We start from the raw sequence: 18,699 nt of genomic DNA, 5'->3' as shown, positions 1-18,699 counted from the left end.
CTTACAGCTCGTAGCCCAGACGTTTTAGTTCGGCACCCGCGATGTGCTCGAATTCAGCAATTTGCGTTGGGCTGAGATCCTGCAAATAGCGTCCATTCCGCCCCCGGTAGAGCGGTTGACGCGCCGTATCAGCGGAAGGATGGCCCCAGGGTTTGTCGAACAGGGCATGGTTCTGATCGGCATGGCGCATGACCGCTTCATTCCACGGCAGCCCCAGAAAATCCAGCATCTGCGCAATCGTCTCGCGCGGATGGTTCACCAGATCTTCATAGCGGATTTCCAGATAACGTGAGTCCGGTGCGGTGAGACGCGCGTGGGCGACGATCTCGAGCCAGCCGTTGGCGGCTTCGGCAATCGTCTGGTATCCCCAGTCGGGAACGGTCTTGAGGTGAGAGGCCGCCAGATCCCGCCCATCGCGCACGATATGGATAAATCGGGCCTCAGGCCAGATTGCCGCATAGGTGCCGATATCCTTGATTCTTCGCTGTAGTTTCAGCCCCCATCGCTGCGTTCCCGTTTGTTGGCGTCGACGCTCTCCCATCGACTCGATAAGACGGCAGCGATCGTCCAGTGCGGAAAGATCCCGTCCGCACTTGGCCATCAGGCTCTTCACCTGTGCTCTGACTTCATGACGATCGAGACCGAAGCGTTCACACTGAACCACAAAATGCACCCCGTCGTACCACTCGGGGGCGAACGTTTCCTTCGTAGCGCCAACGAGCAGGTGTTCGTTGGCATCCAAATAGTCGCAAACGGCCAGAATATGCGGCCCCAGATTGACCGGTTCCGTGAAGTCGAGCTCCGGGCCGACCACGAGGTCCGGATGTGAATCGAGAATGACGCTGAGCAGCGTGGTGCCCGAGCGGTTTTCCCCTCCCAGCAGCACCGGGTTGGTCGTGAGTTCACAAGACGTGACGGCGGCGGATGGACCCGACATGTTGCCTCCTTTCCATGGAAGAATATTTCAAATAAACATCACCCGCTTGCGAATAACGTGACCGCGAAGGCAAACAAGGGGCATATATTGTCTAGTCATAAGCAATAAACGGACTAGGGTGACATGATGTCACCCCACGAGAATATTTACGCTTAATACATAATTAGCATTGGCTATTCTGATAATCAACATTGGATTGAATGAATTTATTTATTTTTCATGATGTGAGAAAAATAAATAACAAAACTTGCTGCAAGGGCACGAGATATCAGGTGTTTTTGAGTTTGGAGAAGGGAATAAATAGCCAATAGATATCCAGCTAATCCGGAAATAATCAGTATTGTCGAGAGTTATTTCTAAAAATAAAGCGAAAATAATGAGGTTGATTTTATTTTTATTGAGAGTGAATTTATATTATCTCCACAGAGATGAAATACGCCTTGTCTTATTGTTAATTCGCGTCTCATGTCACGGGGAAACTAAGTCGGGTCATTATTTATATTTTAATTAATGGCTATGGGTGACCGGGTCTCCCAGGCGTCGAAGAGAATATCGGGCCATCATTCGTGATTGTCGAATTCAGCAGGGGAATTTATTCTGGGGATGAACGGCATGATGTATAAAAAGGCGAATATCATGCCGTTTTAGTGTGGGGGATGGGCGAAGGTTTAGCGCGATAGCGCTCCACGGATAGGGAGAGCGCTACGGAGAGTTTGAGGCTTCATTGTCTGCGTCAGCCTCTCATCAGTGTCCGTATCCTCCGCTGGACGGGAGCGCCGCGTGCCTATCGCGGGGGATTATTGGCAATCGCGGGTCAGCACCGTCGCGCCCATCTCGCTGGTCAATGTGTTGTGCGTATCTGTCCCTATATAGACGAGTCCGCCCATCGCGGCGCTGCCCGAGACTTCCCGCGCGCGGCACAGGTCCGCTTCCGCGCCCATCGCCACGCTCATGTGGGCTGACTGGACCACCAGATCATGGGTGTCGTTGACCAGTTTCGCGCCCATCGCCAGCTTGGCATCCAGACGATGAAGGTTGCCGCTCAACGCTATCGTGGAGCCCATGCTGCCCTCCACCGTCACCTGCTCCGTACTGAGGGCGCAGGCATCAACCTTCAGGTTGACGCCAAAGGTGGTTTTAATCGACCGCACGGGTTTGTCCGTAAAAATCGTCAGGTCTGTTTTATTGTCTGAGAGATCCCATCCGTCTATGTCGCGGGTCACGCCCGTCAAACTTAGCTTCTTGCTCGCCGAATTGACCTGCAATTGATCCAATACCTTTTGAGATGCGATGGCCACGGCATAAGGCTTATCCGCGCATTTGAGTGTGACGGAAAGCCCTTTCGATAATTCCAGTTCGTCAAAAGAAGACAGGGCTATCTGTTTCTCAATGTCGGCCGCAGAAGCGACGTTGAGGGTGGCGCTAAAAAGCAACGCGAGGGAAAAAACAGTGTTTAAGCGGGTCATAGGACCTCCGTAGCGCGTATTTAAAAAGAACCATGAGAAAGCGGGGTCGCCAGAGGCGAGGCCGTCAAGGACACATCGCCCCGCGGCGCGAGGCTGAGACCAAATTCCGGGCGCAGATCCACCGGTCGCGTTCCGGGGGCCAGTTGGAATCGGCAGCGTCGCGAGAGTCGAGCCAGTGTTATCACCAACTGATGCAGCGAAAGTGACATCCCTACGCAGTGGCGTTTACCCGTCCCAAAAGGAAAGTAGTGGTAGGGCGGGATAGGTCCCTGGAGAAAACGATCGATATTGAACTGCATCGGTTCGGGCCAGAGGCGGGCGTCATGATGCACCAGCCAGGGGGAGAACAGGATCGCGGTGCCGGTGGGGATGCGGTAACCCGCGATCTCAATCTCCTGTAATACCGTCCGTTCCACCAGCGATGAGACCGGCGTCAGCCGCAGCGATTCTTTGACGGCGGCCAGCGTAACCGGGCATTTTTGCAGGCTGATCTCGTCGGGGGGCAGCGCGCGCGTTTCCTGAGCGATCCGCGCCTGCACGTCGGGATGCCGGGCCAGATGGATCAGACACCATTGAAGGCTGGTGGCCGGATTATCAATGCTGCCTGACAAATTGCCCATCACCTGATTCACCAGCGAGGCTTTGCGCTCCGGGTAGCGGGCGACGTCGAGGGCATGGTAAAGCTGTGCCAGCATCGTATCCGGCTCGTCGGCAATGCCGAGCAGGCTCGCTTCCACTAGCGTATGCAGGCGCTGACGATAATTCAGCAGGATGGGATCGCGAAGCAACGTCTCTCGATCAACGGTAGCGGCTTTCTGGATCAGCGCGTAGAACGCCTGATGGGTTTCCGTGGCGAAGCGCTGGCCTTCCCGGCGCGAACAGAGATGGCCGATAAAGGGCGGCATCACCGCGCGCACCGCCCACTCAAGCGTCAGATCGCGCAGTGCCACGGGCGCCGATGTGGCGAACTGGCTGACGAGCCAGTCCGCGCTTTCTGTCACAGACTGCTGCAACGACGCGCATTTCGGATTGACACGCGGCACGGTGAGTTTTCTGCGCTGCCGCCATTCATCGCCATCCTGAGCAAACGTGAGGGCATCTCCCAGCAGCAGGCGGCCAACGGCCGCGGAGGACGGAAGAGTCATGACGTCCTTACCGAAAAGATCGTCATTTTGCTGCCAATAGCGCACATGACGGGCGCCGCCCAGCACGACCAAATCGGCGCTGTTGACGAATCGAAGCCGGACCACATCGCCCTTGGCGGCGACCGCTTCCTCCACCGTCTTTAAAATGCCGATCGCACGTAGACGCTTTTCCTCAACGTCAACGGTGGGTAGGGCGGTATAAGGTCGTATCACGTTTGCTCCTTATCATCCGGCAATGCGCTGTGGGTCTGGGAGGACGCTGCACGCCCCGATAAAGGCACCCGCGCCGATGGACAGCAGGCCGCAGCGTTTTGATAAGGGCTGACTATTTTCCAGTCGGCGGCTCAACAGCAAAAAGGGATCTGCCGCACAGCAATGGCCCACCTCCGGCAATAACCGGGTATCGATACGCGCTTCGAATTCAGGATGGAGCCGTGTGAAGTTGAGCCAGGTCAGACGGTTGATATTGTGCGGTAGCAACGTGTCATGGGTCTGAAATGAAAACTCAATTTCTTTCAGCGCGTGATCCATCATCGCGTTGTGCTCGGCATAAAAGGCGCTTTTTTGCTGCGATTCGACAAAGAGTCCAGGCCAGAATTCAGCGCGATGTTCTATAAAAGGAGGCGTCAACTGTATCCCGTCATCCTGATTGTCCAGCAGCATGACGACGAAGCCGTCGCCAAGAATCGTGCAGCCGGGAATATAACGCTCCCCCAGCGCGAACGTGCTGAGCGAGTCGCCTAACACCAGCAGCGCCCGCTGCGACAGCCCGGCCCGAAAAAGAGACTGGAGCATCTTGAGTCCCCAAAATCCGCCGCCGCAGTTGTGTTGATCAATCTCGTAGCGGTGCTTCACCTGTGTTAACGCCGGATGACGACGGATCAGCGCTGTCGTCAGGCCTTCCCCTTCGATGGGCTGAATCGGCAGGGCATGTACGTAAATCAGCGTATCGATCGGCGTCTCGTCGGCGCTCACATCAAGCCTGTCCAGCAGAGACAAAAAGGTATTAAGGAGCGAGTCCGTACGCGGCAGCGCGGCGACATGTTCGATACCGAAGAGTTTGCTGAATACGCGAGCCTCGCTGCGGCTGCCGCCGGCCGCTTGAATGATATCGACTGCGTCTACGCGCGCCGTAGGGATGTCATCCGCCATGCGGGTCAGTCGCATGCTCTGTTCTCCGTTCCCTGAAACGCCAATGCGGTGATCGTCGTCTCTTCCTGCAGCAGCAGCAGGTGATCGTAGCGCGTGTCGCCTTGCGCCAGGGCCGCAAACAGCGAGGTGCACAACAGGCGATCGTCCGCCGGGAGAGGGTGTTCGTGTGCGGGCAGCAGCGACAGCACGGTGGGACTGGCGACGAGACGATAGTGATCCGTTAGACCGAAATGCTGTTTTATCCCGTCGCAATGTGCCGCTATTCCTGAGGCATTTAGCTCGCTGCGTTGATAACCCAGATAGCGCCAGCCCTCGTCGTCCCGATTCACGGCGACAATGCTGGCGCTGTTATGCGGCGCGAGACGGCGCATTAGCGGGGAGCGATAGAGCAAATGTTTTTGGTCGGCAATCAGCAGCAAGCCTCGTCGGGCGTTTTGCCGAAGATAACGATGCAGTGCGTCAAAGGCGAAAAGCGGGGCGGACAGCCCACGGTCGCTGATGGCCAGCGCAAAACTCTGTTCGCTGAGATCCAACTGGTGGATAACATGATTGACGACGGACGTTCCCAGATGAAGATCTGGCGTCCAGTGCGCCAGCATCACTACATCGATATCCCGGCAGTCGGTGACGGCCTGTAGCGACGGCAATAAACGATCCATCATGCGGACGAACGGCGCTTTGTCTTCGGCGGTAATGCACTCGACCACCTGGCTTTGAGCGGGATCCCACGGCAGCCCGTTCGACTGAAAAAACGCGGCGACGTAATCCTCCCAGTGATCGACTTCATCCAGCCAGGCGGGATTAAACGGCTCCAGTTCGCCAAACGTATTCCAGATGATGTGCCGGGGATGCAGGCTCAGGCTCATCACTGCTCCTTATCGGCAAGGAAGCCGCGCCAGCCGTTGAGCAACTGGATATGAGACGTCCCTTCCATGTATTCAAAGGCGAAAGCATCGCGGTATCGTTTCATGAGGCCCGGCTGATTCACCCACTGTTCCGTGGGCAGAAGATGAGGAAGCCGGTGAGCGACCCGTTCGACGAACGCCGTGGCCTGTCGTTTGATCTGACTGGTTTGCCAGACGCGTGAACGCTGTTGCTGAAAGTGTTCACCCACTTCCATCAGGCGGACGTACAGCGAGTGGTACTCCCGCCACAGCGCGGTTTCAGGGATATTTTCCCGGTCGAGCGCCTCCAGAAAACCGCGCGCGGTGCCCAGCGCCATCGCGGCGACGAGGGGGCGATGCTTCTCGAAGACCTGCGTCAGCGCATTCATGCCCTGTCGCAGGGGGCTGGCGGTGAATCCCAGGATGTGTTCAGGCTGAACGGGGAACGCGTCAAAGGTTATCTGCGATAACCCCGCACCGGCAAGTCCGTAGGCGGCCAGCGGTTCGACGGCGATGGCTGCGGGCGCTTGTTTCGGCTCCACCATGATCAGTTGCGTTCTGTCGCCGTGTCGCGCAAACACCAGACCAATGCTGGCAATCTGCGCGCCGCCGATAAACATTTTGCTGCCCGTCAGCGTCAGCCCCTGTTCACTGCTGTCGAGGCGCGTCGTAATCGACGCGGCATCAGAGCCAATCTCTGGTTCGCTCACCGCGAAAAAGGTCCAGGAGGGCTGCGTCAGGAAACGGGAAAAAAAATGTTCCTGCTGCGCGTCGTTGCCCAGCATCTGCACGGCCCGGCAGGCGAGAGAAGTGCCCGGCAGAGAGAGTAAACAGCTGGCGTCCGAACGCGAAATATATTCCACGACGCGTAAATAGGTGGGGAAGTGACGCATATCGAACGGCAATGCCGCAGCATGATCTCGCCAGGGATTATATTTATCGGGCAAGCCGGTATGAGATAACGTTAATAAGAGATCATCCTTAATATAATTGACGCCTTCCTGAACGTTATCTTCGAGCATTAAACCTGCGGAATAAAATTTCTCCAGGCTTTTATCCAATACGTTCAGGTGATATTCATCCTTTTTCACTATTATCCCTCAGCCGATCAATGACGCTGCACTCTATTTCCTGACTGCAGTCTAATCCTTGTCGAGTTATTGAATTGATTCAGATTGCGCACGGCGCGTTAATTCATCTCAGGAGCATATTCCACAATAACGGAGGCCGCTGTAACCCCTAAACCAATACTCATTAATAGGACTTTGTCGCCGGGTTTTATTTGTTTTGTTTTTATCAGGTGCTGCAAATTGATAAATGGATCGGCGCCGAAACAGTGGCCGTACAAAGGAATATTCTCCATCACTATTTTGCCGGATGGCAAAGACAACGTTCTTTCAATTTCTTTCCAGGACGCCAGGTTAACGTTATGAGGCGCAATATAAGCTATATCCTCAAAGTCCAGACCGACGTTGGCCAGGCTCTCGGTGATGTGGCGGCACACAAAATCGGTGTAGATATGGGAAAAATGCACCGGGCAGGTGTCCGTAAAGTGGCCGCTATTGATGCTGAACCGGCCATCGCGCGTTGTTGTCGTCCCGATCAGGCGCACCGGACCGGGGCGTCTCGATACCAGCAGCACGCACGCGGCCTCGCCCATGATAGTCGTGTCGGCGATGAACTGGACTTTGGGATGGAACGCCTTCTCCGCGATGATCACCAGCGCGTATTCCTCGTCACCGAGCCAGGTGGCAATTTGCTCCAGCGCCACGAGTCCGGTGGCGCAATGGCTCATGGTGTATCCCGCGTACTCGGCGTGATCCCCGACGATCTGCCTGACGAGCGCGGGCAAAATCGGCGCGCCAAAGGGCGTGACGGAGGGAATGGTATGGCAATGCACGCAGAGCCTGATGTTATCCACAATCGCCGCGTGGCGTCGAACGATGCTCTGTAGCGCGGGCGCGATAAGACCGGCCAGATCCTGACTTTTGTCATGAGGAAACTGCCGCAGTCCATAGAAGCGCTCAAACATTCTGGCTTCGATGCGCGTCAGCCCCAGCGTGCGCGCCGCCTCGTCCAATGTCTGCATCTTCGGCGCGAAGGCAATTTCCATGTCGTTAAGCGTCAAGCGCATCAGCGGTCCTCCCCTCCGGCAGGGGACAAAAACGCGCCACCCGCTGCGCCAGCTCGGGATGCTGCACCAGCCCCATGTGTCCCGTGTCGGCGGGAAGCCAGAGCGTACTGTGGGGATGCCTGGCGGCTAAGCGTTTCGCGTCCTTCACCGGAATGACCTCGTCGTTGTTTCCATGGCAGATCAACAGCTTGTCGTCGGATGAACACGGTTCCGAGACCAGTAGCGATGGGGGAAGATGCTGGTCATCCAGATAGGCCGCCGCCAGCTCTGCGGCGTCAAAACCGGCCTGAAGGGTCTGGCTTAGGTAGCATTCGAATAGCGAGATCAGCGTGACCGGCCCCGCCAGTGACAGGCGAGCGCGACTCATCAATGCCCCCTGAGCCCGCGCGATTTCTACCAGCAAGGCCCCCGCGGAGTGAGCGACGATGAGGTCAAAATGGCCGAAGCGACACTCAAGGGCGTTGAGCCACTGCAACTGAGCGGTGTACCCACACGAAGTGGCGCTGGCGTCGCCATGCCCCAGCAGGTCGGGGATGATCACGTGCCAGCCGATGGCCGACAAAGCGTCCGCCAACGGGCCGAACAACGAGGCATCGCCTCCCCAACCATGCAGAAGTAGCGCCTTTGGTTCATGCGTCGCCCCCCGTTCACGCCAGCAGCCCTGTCCGTCGGCAATGGTCAGGCGCGAGGCGGGCGTCGTCTGTCGCCACGCGATTTCCTGCCTGCGCAACGGGCGGGGACGAGGACACGCGAAATCCGACAGCAACGCGGCGAGTTTGACGTCTCTCATCAACCTCTCTGCCCCGTCACGCGCTGGATTTTCATGGCAACCGGCGGACGGCCGCCCACGGCATCGAGCAGAACGTGTCCTTCCGAGGGCGACGCCAGCCAGTCGGGCAGACGTTGGCACTCTTCTTCGGGCTGCGTGGCGATATCCCAGCGCCAGCCTCCGGCGTCGAGGAGCGCCGCTTCGGAAGTGAAATGCAGATACAGCAAATGAGACAGCGCCTGCTCGGGATGGGGCGTGAAGCGGGTGATGGCGTCCAACACCAGCCAGCAGCCGCCGTGCTCTTGCGCCATCGCGGCCGCCAGCTGCATCTCAGACCAGCCCGGCATCGGCGGGTCCACCGCCAGTCCGAGGACTTCACGGTAGTGGCCCGTCTGCCAGATAAAGCTGGGCAGCATGGCGGACTTGCACTCTTTTGCCAGATCGGTATGCAGATACAGCAGCGCATCCGTTTCATCTTTTTTCAGGTTTTGGATGGCCTCAACCACCGCCGGGTGATGGGGGATGTGGACGTTGTTGAACGCATAAGGCACGTCGCGATGCGTATGGCCTGTTCCTCGACATTCGGGTGCAATGCGTGCCAGCAACTCAGACCAGCCAGGTCGAAGTCGTTTGCCGCCCGCCACAAGATTTTTGGGTGCAACAGGCCCGCCAGATCGATCCAGAACGGGGCAATATCACGCATGAACCCGCTCGCTTTTGAAGACGTGACTGGCGTTCAGCAGGTGGATATTTCGTGTCCCTTCCGTGTATTCGAAACCGCTGATATCGCGCCAGGCTTTGCAAAAGAAAGGGTCGCAAACCACCGCCGGGTCGCAGGCGTGAACCAGCTCATGCACCAACTGCTCCGCCAGCAGGGTGGTCTCCGCTTTGGCGAGGCCGATGTGCCGACTGATGCGCTCTCCGCGGTCCATCCGCTCCGCGATGGTCAGAAGACGATCAAGTCCGGCGGATAACCGCCTGCGCATCGTACGCAGGCGCGCAGCCTGAGTACGCGGTAAATAACCCACTTCGACGACGTGATCCAGTAGCGCCCGGACCACCCCTAGCGCCAGCGCGCCGACACAGGGGCGCAGATGATCGAACGTTGCGAGCGTGGCGGAAGAAAAGCGCTGCGCGGGGTTCAGATGCGCGCCGACCAGCGCCTCCTCCGGCAGCAACATGTCTTCAAAGCGCAGGTGCGAGATATTGCTGCCGGGAACCCCAAAGACGGGCTGGCGAGTGGCGCTAAACCCATCGACCTTGGCCGGTTCAAACAGAAACATATTCAGCCCCAAAGGGCCTTCAGCCGTGCGGGCGAACACGATACCGACATCAGTGATGTGTCCGTTGCCGATGAAATATTTTTCCCCGCTGATACGCCATCCGCCATCGACCTTGGTTGCCCGCGTTCGAAGATCGCTCGCGTCCGATCCGCGTTCCGGTTCGCTCATGGCAAAACAGCTGCGGCTGAGTTTCGTTTTGAAGTGGCTGAAGAAGGTCTCCTGCTGCGCTGCGCTGCCGATGGCTTCAATCACAAATCCTGACATGCCGGGCGTGGGACTGGCGAAAATAAGATTGGGATCGATATATCCCAGCGCTTCATAGAAATAACAGCGTTGAGAAACCGTTAATTCATATAAGACGTCGCCATTTTCCAAAACCAAGGGCGTGGGATTCCATTTTTCAGGCAATCCCAAACGATTGAGCTGCGGCGCTAACGCGTAGTCATTGGTACGCAGGTAATTGTCGGCGTCGGCCTCCAGGAGTCGCCCGATATACCGGCCTGAATCGAAAGTCGTCATCGCTAATACTCGAAGCGCATGATGTGTTGAACTGATTTCCATGACATTTCCTTTGTCTATTCAGGCGGCAGGCTCATGACCTTTGAGACGTGACAGAATAGAGTGATAAATAAAAATTTTTTTACCCGGCTTGCAATGAGCGGGGCGGCTGACCGTCTTTATTCGCGGCGGTGAAAAGGTGCAATAGCGCCTGACGATCAATTTTTCCGTTTTGATTAAGGGGGAATTCGGAAATAAAGCGAATGCTGGTGGGAACCATATAGTTGGGCAACAGCTGAGATAAATGAACCCGTAAGTCATATTCCCCGTTTTCGAGGTGGGAACGGAGCTGCACCAATAACAGCACGTCGGCCAATTTCTGCTGTTGATAGACGGGCAGCGTCGTCGCCATGACCGTGTGGGCGAAACTGCACGCCGCGGCATCGATTTCCTGAAGATCGACGCGATTGCCGTGCCATTTGACCTGTGAGTCCAGGCGTCCTTTGATGAACAGATGACCTTGCGCATCCAGCCAGCCGAGATCGCCGGTGCGATAGAAGGCGACGCCGTGACGTGAGCCAAAGGCGACATTGTTAGGGTGTGACTCCGGCAGATAGCCCCGCCCGACCTGATCGCCGTAGACGACGACTTCGCCGATTTCACCTTCCGGCAGCGACATGTGCTGCGCATCCTCAATGGCGACCCGCAGCGTGCCGCGAGGCCGCCCCAGCGGGAGCAGGCCCGCGTCCTGCGCGGTGGTGCCGTCCACCGGATGCAGGTGAGTCAGACAGGTCGTCTCCGTCGGGCCGTAGGCATGTAGGATCTTGAGCGACGGAAAGCGGGCCAACAGGCGTTCGACCAGTGGTGGGGAGACGCTTTCGCCCCCGACCATCAGGGTGCGAAGATGCGGCAACGTTGCTGCGTTAAAGCGCGGATCGTTGCACATGATTTCCAGAAAGCTGGGGGTGGAAAACCCACTCGACAGGCTGACCTCCGGTTCGGAAACCATCATGTTGAGGTTCAGGCGGGGCAGCGCGTTGTACGCGTGCGGCAGCATGATGAGCGGTTTGCCCAAGGCGAAACAGGTAAAGAAGTCCAGCAGCCCCATATCAAACGATAGCCGGGCATGATTGAGATGCCCTTCATCCTCCGCGCCCGCGGCTTGCATCACGCGGTGATACCAGCCAAAAAACGCGCCGAAATTATCGCATCCGATCTGCACGCCCTTGGGCTGCCCGGTGCTGCCGGAGGTGGAAAGGATATAAAACAGCGGATTGACCGAGGAGGGCGGGACGTAGCCGCCCGTAAAGTCGCCGTCCGGCAGGGCGGGCAGCCACAGACAGCGATAGCGCTCATGGGCGATCGGCGCCGTGTCTGGATGTTCGCGCCCGTCCAGAATCAGCTCTGTCCCGTAAAGGGCGGCGATGCGCGCCATACGCAGCGGCGGGTTGACGCTGTCGACGACGGTAAATGGGACGCCGCACCAGGCGCAGGCCAGCAGCGCCGCCGCCGTATCGCGCTCTTTATGACCGTAGATGAGCGCACGTTGCGGCTGAATTCGCGCTAACTCGACGCAAATAGCGCCAACGCGCGACGCGATGTCGGCATAACGCCAGCTTCCCTGCGTGTTAACAATGGCAATCCGGCGGCTGCTGAGAAGCTGCCGACCGATCATCCGCATCATGGACGTAAACATAGTATTTCCCTTTTGACTGAGTCGCGGCGCTTATCGCGTGCCGATCCAGCTTGCTGTTGACATTCAGACACGGTTCACTGATGGCGTACCAGCGTCTGGGGATCATCCAGGGCGGCATGCGCGTCGCCAGCGCTTTTCCTAACCGCGCAAAGTTCGCGTCGCCGCCTTCATCGTCGCCGTCAAACAGCACGAATGCGCAGATCCCTTGCAAAGAACCTTGTCGGCGCCAGGTATCGACAAACGCCTCGCGCACGCCGGGCTGACCCAGAAGAACCTGTTCAATATCGTTGAGATTGATGCGATAGCCCTGCAGTTTGATCTCGCGGTCGTCCCGACCGTGAAAATAGACCAGACCGTCCCGGATGACGCCTCGGTCCCCGGTCCGATAGGCTTTTTCGCCCCGGTCATTGATGAAAAAACGGGCCTGCTGCTCGGGCGAGGCGTTGAGGTAGCCTGAGCCCACCGCCTTGCCGCTGATGATCAGTTCCCCGACCGCGTCTTCGCCCGGCGACAGCGTGATACGGGTTCCGGGACGCGCGACGCCGAGCGGTAGCGGCTCGTCATCATCGACATGGTGAGGGTGGATATCGACGGCGGTGACGGCGACGGTGCATTCGGTCGGGCCGTAGGTATTGGTGATCCGCGCATTGGGAAAGCGCTGCCACACTGCGTTGACCAGCGTTTTCGTCAACACCTCGCCGCAGAAAATAAACTGCCTGATCGTCGGGAGCGCGTCTGCATTGAACTGCCGGTCGTTGAGATAACACCGTGTGAGGCTCGGGGTCGAGACCCAGCAGGTCGTGCCCGCCGCCGCGTGGCGCTGAATCGTCAGACGGGTGTTAAAAAAATTCGGCTGGTCGAGGACGACCATGGGTTTCAGGCACAGCCAGGAAAGCCACAGCTCGTAGAGCGACACGTCAAAGCCGTAGCGAATATTGCCGCTGACCGCGCCCTCCAGCGGAAACTCGCGGCGGATCCAGTCGATGAAGTCGGCGACATTGGCGTAGCTCACGCCGATGCCTTTGGGCTGTCCCGTCGTCCCGGACGAAAACAGGATGTACATGTTTTGTTCCGGAGCGACCGCTCTGACGACGTGGGAGAGATCCGGCGCCGCCGCTGACCGCGTGCCTCCGTCGCGCACCGCGAGCTGCCGACACGTCGCCGGGTTAGCCCGCGCGGTGGTATTGAGCAGGAGAGACGCCTGCGCGCTGTGCTGGATCTGCTGAATCCGTGCGTCGCTGTTTTCATCTTCCGTGGGAACAAACGTTCTGCCCGCCAGAATGCAGGCCCACATCGCCGTCAGGTAGCGTAAGTCTTTGTGACCATAAATGAGGACGGGCGCGTCACCCTGCGCACGCAGCGTCACGGCCAGCCGCGCGGCGCTGTGGTAGAGCGCGTCAAACGTGATGCTGCGCTCGCCCAGCCAGGCGGCGGTTGATGACAACCGCGGAATCGGGCGAAGATCGCCAGCAGTGCCGACTGTCCTTTCATCAGGCGGAGGCCGGAGAAGGCATGCAGGCGGCGAGGTAGTCCGCGATGGTGCCGACGGACTCAAAATGTTTGATGTCCAGCGTCGCGGGATCCAAATGCAGCGTCTCGATCGTATCTTCCAGATACATGATCAGTTCGATATACAACCCGCTGTCAAAACCCAAATCCCGCTCTATCTGGGTGTTTCGATGCAGCTCTGAGGTATCGTCGATGTCCAACACCAGCGCGATAGCGGCGATGACCTGGGATTCATAGTTCGGCATGTTTCTCTCCTGAAAGACCGGCGGTGGGGGATGCGGTCTGGCTCAACGCGCACAACCGCCGGCGATCGATCTTGTGGTTGCTGTTTTTGGGCAGTGCGTCGCAAAAAAGGAAGCGATGGGGGATCAGGTAATGTTCCATTCTGGTCTTACACCAGTCGCGCAGCTGGCGGGGTTCCATCGCCTGACGGGTTTCAATCCAGGCAACGATTTCATCACCGTAAACGGCATGCGGAACGCCGACGACGGCGACCTGAATCACGAGCGGATGGAGGGACAGGAGGCTTTCGACTTCCCGCGGGGCGACCTTCTCGCCACAGGCGTTCAATACGTCATCCATTCGGCTGATAAAATAGACAAAGCCGTCCTCATCAAGACGGCAGAGATCGCCCGTGTACAACACGCTCTCGCCGGGAAAGCGCCCCGGCCGTAACTTGCCGGCCGTTTTTTGCGGATTGTTCCAGTAGCCTCGCATGACGGTTTCACCGCGAATCACCAGTTCACCGGTCGCGTTGTGGCGGTGCGTTTTTCCGTCGGCATCCACGACCCACAGTTCGGTCCCAGGGATCGCCTTGCCCACGCTCTGCGTTCTGGCGCTGAGTTCACTTGGGTCCAGCCAGGTACAGCGATGGCACTCGGTCAGGCCGTACATGGAAAAGAGGCGCGCCTGCGGAAACACCGTTGTCAGCGTGGCGATATCGCCGGGATGCAGCGCCGCCGAGGTGCTGGTCACCGTTTTGATGGCGGAGAAGTCGAAGCGGCGACTTAATCGCGCAATCAGGCTGACCATTGTCGGCACCAAGGGAAAGACGGTCGCGCCTTGTTGGACAAGTCGGTTGAGCGCGAACAGCGGTCGGCTGAAGTTTTTCTCGATGATGACCGTCGCGCCGGTCAAAGCCGCCATCGTGATCTGATGCAGGCCATAGTCGAAGCTCAGCGGCAGAGCGCAGTAGATGCGGTCGTGGGCATCCAGCTGCAAATAGTGGGCGACGGACTGCGACGCGGCGATCATATTGCGCTGGGTCAGCATGACGCCCTTGGGGTGTCCCGTGGAGCCGGAGGTATAAATAATGCTCGCCAGATCGAGGCTTAACGGCAGCGGTAACGAGCAGGCGTACGCGCCGCGGGCGACCTCAGCGAACGCGGCGTCAGTCGCCACCCAGTGCGGCGGACGGTGTTTCATCAGGGGAGCGGCACGGCGCGCTTCCTCTTCACACGCCGCATCCACAATGAGCAGGCTGGCCGTGCAGTCGTCGGCGATCCACGCCAGCTTTTCCGCTTTGGTGTCGGGATGGAGCGGGACATAGACGGCGCCGCAGCGTTGGGTCGCCCAGAAACAGACGATCAGATCGAGGCTGTTATGCATCAGCACAATCACCCGGTCGCCGCGAGCAAGCGCGTGATGCTGCATCCAGCCCGCGAGCCTGTCCGCCCGTTGGCGCAGTGCGGCGTAGCTGAGGGCGGCGTTTTCGCCGATTAGCGCGACGTGGTCGGGAGCCTGCTGGCAGCGTACGTCCAGATATTGACTAAGAGCCTGATGATTCATCGCGGTGACCGCTCCTGTTGTCGATGGAAGACCCGTGCGCCAAAGGTGCCGGCGACGCCTGCCGCTACCGCCAGAAAGTAGCCTGAACGCGGGGCTGACGGGCTGAAACAGCAATCGTGCAGGTTGATAAAACCGTCGCCGCAAAAACAGTGGCCAAGCCGATAGAGATGGGTGCGGAACACGCGATCGCGCGGCACGTTCAACTGGTCGGCGATGCGATCGAAGGTGATCGGACTCATGTGATAGGGAAGGATGCCGTCGAGTCGATCGGCGCCGATCCCGGCGTCGGCCAGCGCACGATGGATGGCGCGCATCATCGTGGGCATGAAATCATGATCGTAACGATTTTCGAGCGACGGACTGCTGTGGTAGGTCCGGCTGCCGATGCCGCCGATCATCGCCTGCCCGACGCCTTGCACCGTACAGCCCGGCAGCGTGTCATCCTCCGCCAGCAGCAGCGCCGTTCCGCCCTCGCCGAAGATGCCGTTTTGATTGGCGTACTGAATCGTCCGATGAAAACACTTCTCGCCCGTCAGCAGGACGGCGTAACGCGGGCCGTCCTCCTTGTGTTCGCCCGGCAAGAGGCTCGCCAGCAGCGAAAGTGCGTTAAACGACGAGGCGCAGGAGTTTTGCGTCGCGGACAGAATTTCTGTCTGAGCGGGCAGGAGCGACGCCGCCATGTTTCTCAGGCCCTCCGTGCCAAAGGGAAAGGTACTGTTCAGCGAGTGCGCGTAGGCCAGATACCGTATCTGTCCGCGCTTGTCGGGATGACGGCGGAGCAGCTTTTCAAGGCTGCCTTTCAGCAACTGCGGCAACGAGGCGTCCGGGAACAGGCAGGCCGACTCCAGCTTTAAAAAACGGGAGAAGATTTTGTGATTGCGTTCTCCCCACTGATAACGCGCCTGGAGCGCATCCAGAGGCGTGAGCTCCGGATTGATCATGGTGGCGACATCAATAATGTTCATGCCATTTCCCTCTTTGCTCTGTAAACCACGGGAGATGTTTGCCCATGGGCGACAGACAGCAGGGCCGCAGGCCCCGTGGGATTCGCCCGCAGAAAGTCCGCCAGGGCATAAAACGGGGCGGCGCAGAGGCGTGAGGGATCGGGCGTGATCGTTGAGATAACCGCCTCCGGCGGAAAACCGGGCGGCGGCGAGCCAATCACCACGATCGGTTCCGGCGGCGTGTCGTTTCGATCCTCACCGTGTTGCGGCCACGGATAAGGCGATAGCGCGATGCGTCCCTGAGCGGGCTGTCGGTCAAGGCATAACGTCGCGCCGCTGGTCCTCACGTCTCCCCGATTGAAACTGGCGCTGGGGTGAAGCAGCAACGGTTGATCGAGGCTCATCAGCAGGGCTTTACCTTGGTGGGGAGGAAGGTAGCGATCGATCATTGCGAGCGCCTGAAAGGGCGCGGTCAACCCACAGTCGCTGACGGCAAAGGCGTAGGCATGGCGGGCTTCGATGCGGTGCAGAATGTAATTGGTGACCGAACCGCCCATCACACAGTCAGGGGTCCAGTGGGCGACGACGACCACATCAACCGTTTGTAGATCGTGGTAGGGCGCCAGCTGATCCATCAGGTGCGAGGCGATTTGCTGAAAGCTGACGCGCTCCGGAGACGCCAGCCAGCTCTGGACTTCCGTCATGGCGCCGTGCGCTTTCCCGTTGGAGGCGTAGAAGCCCTTCAACCAGTCGGTCACGATCTCAGGCGCGTCAGCGACGGCATCGCGCCAGAGGTGAACGCTATCTGCCTGAAAGCATTGCAGGCCCGCGATATCGAAATACAACGGCATGATTACGCTCGCTGTTTGATAAGCGGCGGGGACAATACGATGGGCTCGGCCTGCTGCTGACGCAGCAGATGGGCCATATCGTCAGGTCGCCGGATCAGGACGACGCGATCGCCATCGACCAACGCCTCGGCGGGGTAGCCGAAACTCAGAAAATAGACGGGAGAGGCAGTGGGGCCGTAAGCGCCCGAGTTGAACAGGCCGATAAGATCCCCGGCCTCAAGCGTGGGCAACAAGACATTTTCGCCGATGATATCGGTCGGCGTACACAGCGGGCCGGTCAGATCGTAACGCTGTAGCGGGGCGCCCGGCGGCGCTACCCCGAGCCGCTCCACGGGGAAGTTTTTTCGGATCACCGCGCCCAAACCGGCGGCGGCGCCGTGACAGTTGGAGCCGCCGTCACAGATGGCAAAACGCTTATCCCGCGACGACTTCACGTCGCGGACGCGCGTCACAAACACGCCGCTGCGAGCGACGATGAATCGACCTAACTCCATCACCAGTCGAACGTGCGGGTGACGTTGCTGAAACTGGCTGATGGGCGCCTGCAACAATCTCCCCAGCAAGGCGAGGTCCAGCGGCGTCTCTTTCTCGTGGTAGGCGATCCCCAGCCCGCCGCCGATATCGACAAACTCCAGCGCAACGCCGGTCGCTTGCTGACATTTTTCGGCGGTGCGCAGGATGTTGAGGGTGTTGTGGGCAACGGCTTCCGCATCCAGAATCCGCGTACCCAGATAAATATGAATGCCGCACAGCTGCAAGTGTGAGTAAGCGTGTCGTTGCGCCATCAGGCTCAGCGCCTGTGATTCGTCCATCCCAAACTGCCGGGGTTTGCCGCTCATGACCAGGCGCGCTTTGGCGGGCGCGAAGTCCGGGTTGATGCGTAGGGCAAATCGCTGCCGTTTATTCTGTTGCGCGGCAATCTGATTAAGCCTGTCCAGCTCATCCCGGGATTCCACCACCACCGCGTGGATCCCCAGCTCGACGCTCCGTTGGAGTTCCGCATCAGACTTCGCCGGCCCCACGAAGATGATGTCGTCGGACTGGACGCCCGCCATCAACGCCGTTTCCAGCTCCGGCAGCGAACACACTTCACAGCCCACCTGCTGTTGACGGATCAGGCTGACCAATGACAGGTTCGGGTTCGCTTTGAGCGAATAGAAAAAATGCAGTTCGGGCGGCAAAGCGGCTTTGAGTTGTCGCAGGTCGTCCTTTATTTGATTAGCGCTATAAATATAACAGGGCGTACCAATGGCTTCGGCGAGCTTATTATACTCGACCCCTTCAATATTATTTTTTGTTATGTATCTGCTGTCGTATTTACAGTGGTGCATGCTGAATGCTCTCTGCCAGGTAATGGCTCAATGCATTAATGTTTAAAAAATTACCAAAAAACTCATTATCCATTCGTTCGAAAAGATCAATATTCTTTCCAGTGATTTTCTCAATGCGATCATTCAGTCCTGCAATCAGCTCGACTAATTTCACGGAGTCGAGAACGCCGGAAAAACCATATAATTCTCGGCCGGATAGCACCAGGTTGATTCGGTGCTCATCCAGACCAAGACTCTCAAGTTCGCTGGTAATGATTGTTATTAAATCATTAATAATGTCAGCCATTGCCTCTCCCTGATGAATGAATTCAC

The 18,699-nt window shown here is 58.3% G+C and carries 18 protein-coding genes; all 18 read right to left on the bottom strand.

Going from position 1 to position 18,699, the window contains the following annotated elements:
- Position 1: 1 nt before the first annotated feature.
- The gene (locus tag AU509_RS11420; protein WP_094118369.1) at positions 2–937 is read right to left on the bottom strand and encodes a sulfotransferase family protein; all 936 of its coding nucleotides are present in this window, start codon (positions 935–937) and stop codon (positions 2–4) included.
- 797 nt (positions 938–1,734) lie between these two features.
- Positions 1,735–2,403 carry a GIN domain-containing protein gene (locus tag AU509_RS11415; RefSeq protein ID WP_094118368.1) on the bottom strand — a complete coding sequence of 223 codons (669 nt, stop codon included), beginning with the start codon at positions 2,401–2,403 and terminating at the stop codon, positions 1,735–1,737.
- A 20-nt stretch (positions 2,404–2,423) separates the two neighbouring features.
- Positions 2,424–3,761 carry a cytochrome P450 gene (locus AU509_RS11410; RefSeq protein WP_094118367.1) on the bottom strand — a complete coding sequence of 446 codons (1,338 nt, stop codon included), beginning with the start codon at positions 3,759–3,761 and terminating at the stop codon, positions 2,424–2,426.
- Positions 3,762–3,773: 12 nt separating this feature from the next.
- The gene (locus tag AU509_RS11405) at positions 3,774–4,715 is read right to left on the bottom strand and encodes a beta-ketoacyl-[acyl-carrier-protein] synthase family protein (protein WP_085651167.1); all 942 of its coding nucleotides are present in this window, start codon (positions 4,713–4,715) and stop codon (positions 3,774–3,776) included.
- Positions 4,706–5,566, bottom strand: a complete 861-nt coding sequence (locus AU509_RS11400) for a hypothetical protein (protein ID WP_094118366.1) — start codon at positions 5,564–5,566, stop codon at positions 4,706–4,708. The genes AU509_RS11405 and AU509_RS11400 overlap by 10 nt, the downstream gene beginning before the upstream one ends.
- The gene (locus AU509_RS11395; protein WP_094118365.1) at positions 5,566–6,675 is read right to left on the bottom strand and encodes an acyl-CoA dehydrogenase family protein; all 1,110 of its coding nucleotides are present in this window, start codon (positions 6,673–6,675) and stop codon (positions 5,566–5,568) included. Before AU509_RS11395 ends, AU509_RS11400 begins: the two co-directional genes overlap by 1 nt.
- 98 nt (positions 6,676–6,773) lie before the next feature.
- Complete coding sequence (locus AU509_RS11390; RefSeq protein ID WP_085651170.1) at positions 6,774–7,718, bottom strand: 3-oxoacyl-[acyl-carrier-protein] synthase III C-terminal domain-containing protein; 945 nt, start codon at positions 7,716–7,718, stop codon at positions 6,774–6,776.
- Positions 7,702–8,508 (bottom strand): alpha/beta fold hydrolase, encoded by an 807-nt coding sequence (locus tag AU509_RS11385; protein ID WP_094118364.1) that lies wholly within the window; start codon positions 8,506–8,508, stop codon positions 7,702–7,704. The genes AU509_RS11390 and AU509_RS11385 overlap by 17 nt, the downstream gene beginning before the upstream one ends.
- The gene (locus tag AU509_RS11380; RefSeq protein WP_139824048.1) at positions 8,508–9,092 is read right to left on the bottom strand and encodes a hypothetical protein; all 585 of its coding nucleotides are present in this window, start codon (positions 9,090–9,092) and stop codon (positions 8,508–8,510) included. The genes AU509_RS11385 and AU509_RS11380 overlap by 1 nt, the downstream gene beginning before the upstream one ends.
- Before the next feature lie 90 nt (positions 9,093–9,182).
- Positions 9,183–10,331 (bottom strand): acyl-CoA dehydrogenase family protein, encoded by a 1,149-nt coding sequence (locus tag AU509_RS11375; RefSeq protein WP_094118362.1) that lies wholly within the window; start codon positions 10,329–10,331, stop codon positions 9,183–9,185.
- 79 nt (positions 10,332–10,410) lie between these two features.
- Complete coding sequence (locus tag AU509_RS11370) at positions 10,411–11,964, bottom strand: AMP-binding protein (protein WP_094118361.1); 1,554 nt, start codon at positions 11,962–11,964, stop codon at positions 10,411–10,413.
- The gene (locus AU509_RS11365; RefSeq protein ID WP_254901566.1) at positions 11,897–13,408 is read right to left on the bottom strand and encodes an AMP-binding protein; all 1,512 of its coding nucleotides are present in this window, start codon (positions 13,406–13,408) and stop codon (positions 11,897–11,899) included. Before AU509_RS11365 ends, AU509_RS11370 begins: the two co-directional genes overlap by 68 nt.
- Before the next feature lie 46 nt (positions 13,409–13,454).
- Positions 13,455–13,718 (bottom strand): acyl carrier protein, encoded by a 264-nt coding sequence (locus AU509_RS11360; protein ID WP_085651176.1) that lies wholly within the window; start codon positions 13,716–13,718, stop codon positions 13,455–13,457.
- On the bottom strand, positions 13,705–15,261 hold the full coding sequence (locus tag AU509_RS11355; protein ID WP_094118360.1) for a class I adenylate-forming enzyme family protein: 1,557 nt from the start codon (positions 15,259–15,261) through the stop codon (positions 13,705–13,707). Before AU509_RS11355 ends, AU509_RS11360 begins: the two co-directional genes overlap by 14 nt.
- Positions 15,258–16,226, bottom strand: coding sequence for a beta-ketoacyl-[acyl-carrier-protein] synthase family protein (locus tag AU509_RS11350; protein WP_094118359.1), 969 nt, complete (start codon positions 16,224–16,226; stop codon positions 15,258–15,260). The genes AU509_RS11355 and AU509_RS11350 overlap by 4 nt, the downstream gene beginning before the upstream one ends.
- Positions 16,223–17,056, bottom strand: coding sequence for a hypothetical protein (locus AU509_RS11345; protein WP_094118358.1), 834 nt, complete (start codon positions 17,054–17,056; stop codon positions 16,223–16,225). The genes AU509_RS11350 and AU509_RS11345 overlap by 4 nt, the downstream gene beginning before the upstream one ends.
- Before the next feature lie 2 nt (positions 17,057–17,058).
- Positions 17,059–18,387 carry a diaminopimelate decarboxylase gene (gene lysA / locus AU509_RS11340; protein WP_094118357.1) on the bottom strand — a complete coding sequence of 443 codons (1,329 nt, stop codon included), beginning with the start codon at positions 18,385–18,387 and terminating at the stop codon, positions 17,059–17,061.
- On the bottom strand, positions 18,374–18,673 hold the full coding sequence (locus tag AU509_RS11335) for a hypothetical protein (RefSeq protein WP_085651181.1): 300 nt from the start codon (positions 18,671–18,673) through the stop codon (positions 18,374–18,376). Before AU509_RS11335 ends, lysA begins: the two co-directional genes overlap by 14 nt.
- Positions 18,674–18,699 lie beyond the last annotated feature (26 nt).

Origin of the sequence: Lonsdalea britannica (assembly GCF_002111595.1) — a bacterium.
Lineage (GTDB): Bacteria > Pseudomonadota > Gammaproteobacteria > Enterobacterales > Enterobacteriaceae > Lonsdalea > Lonsdalea britannica.
This window is presented reverse-complemented; position numbering and strand designations above follow the sequence as displayed.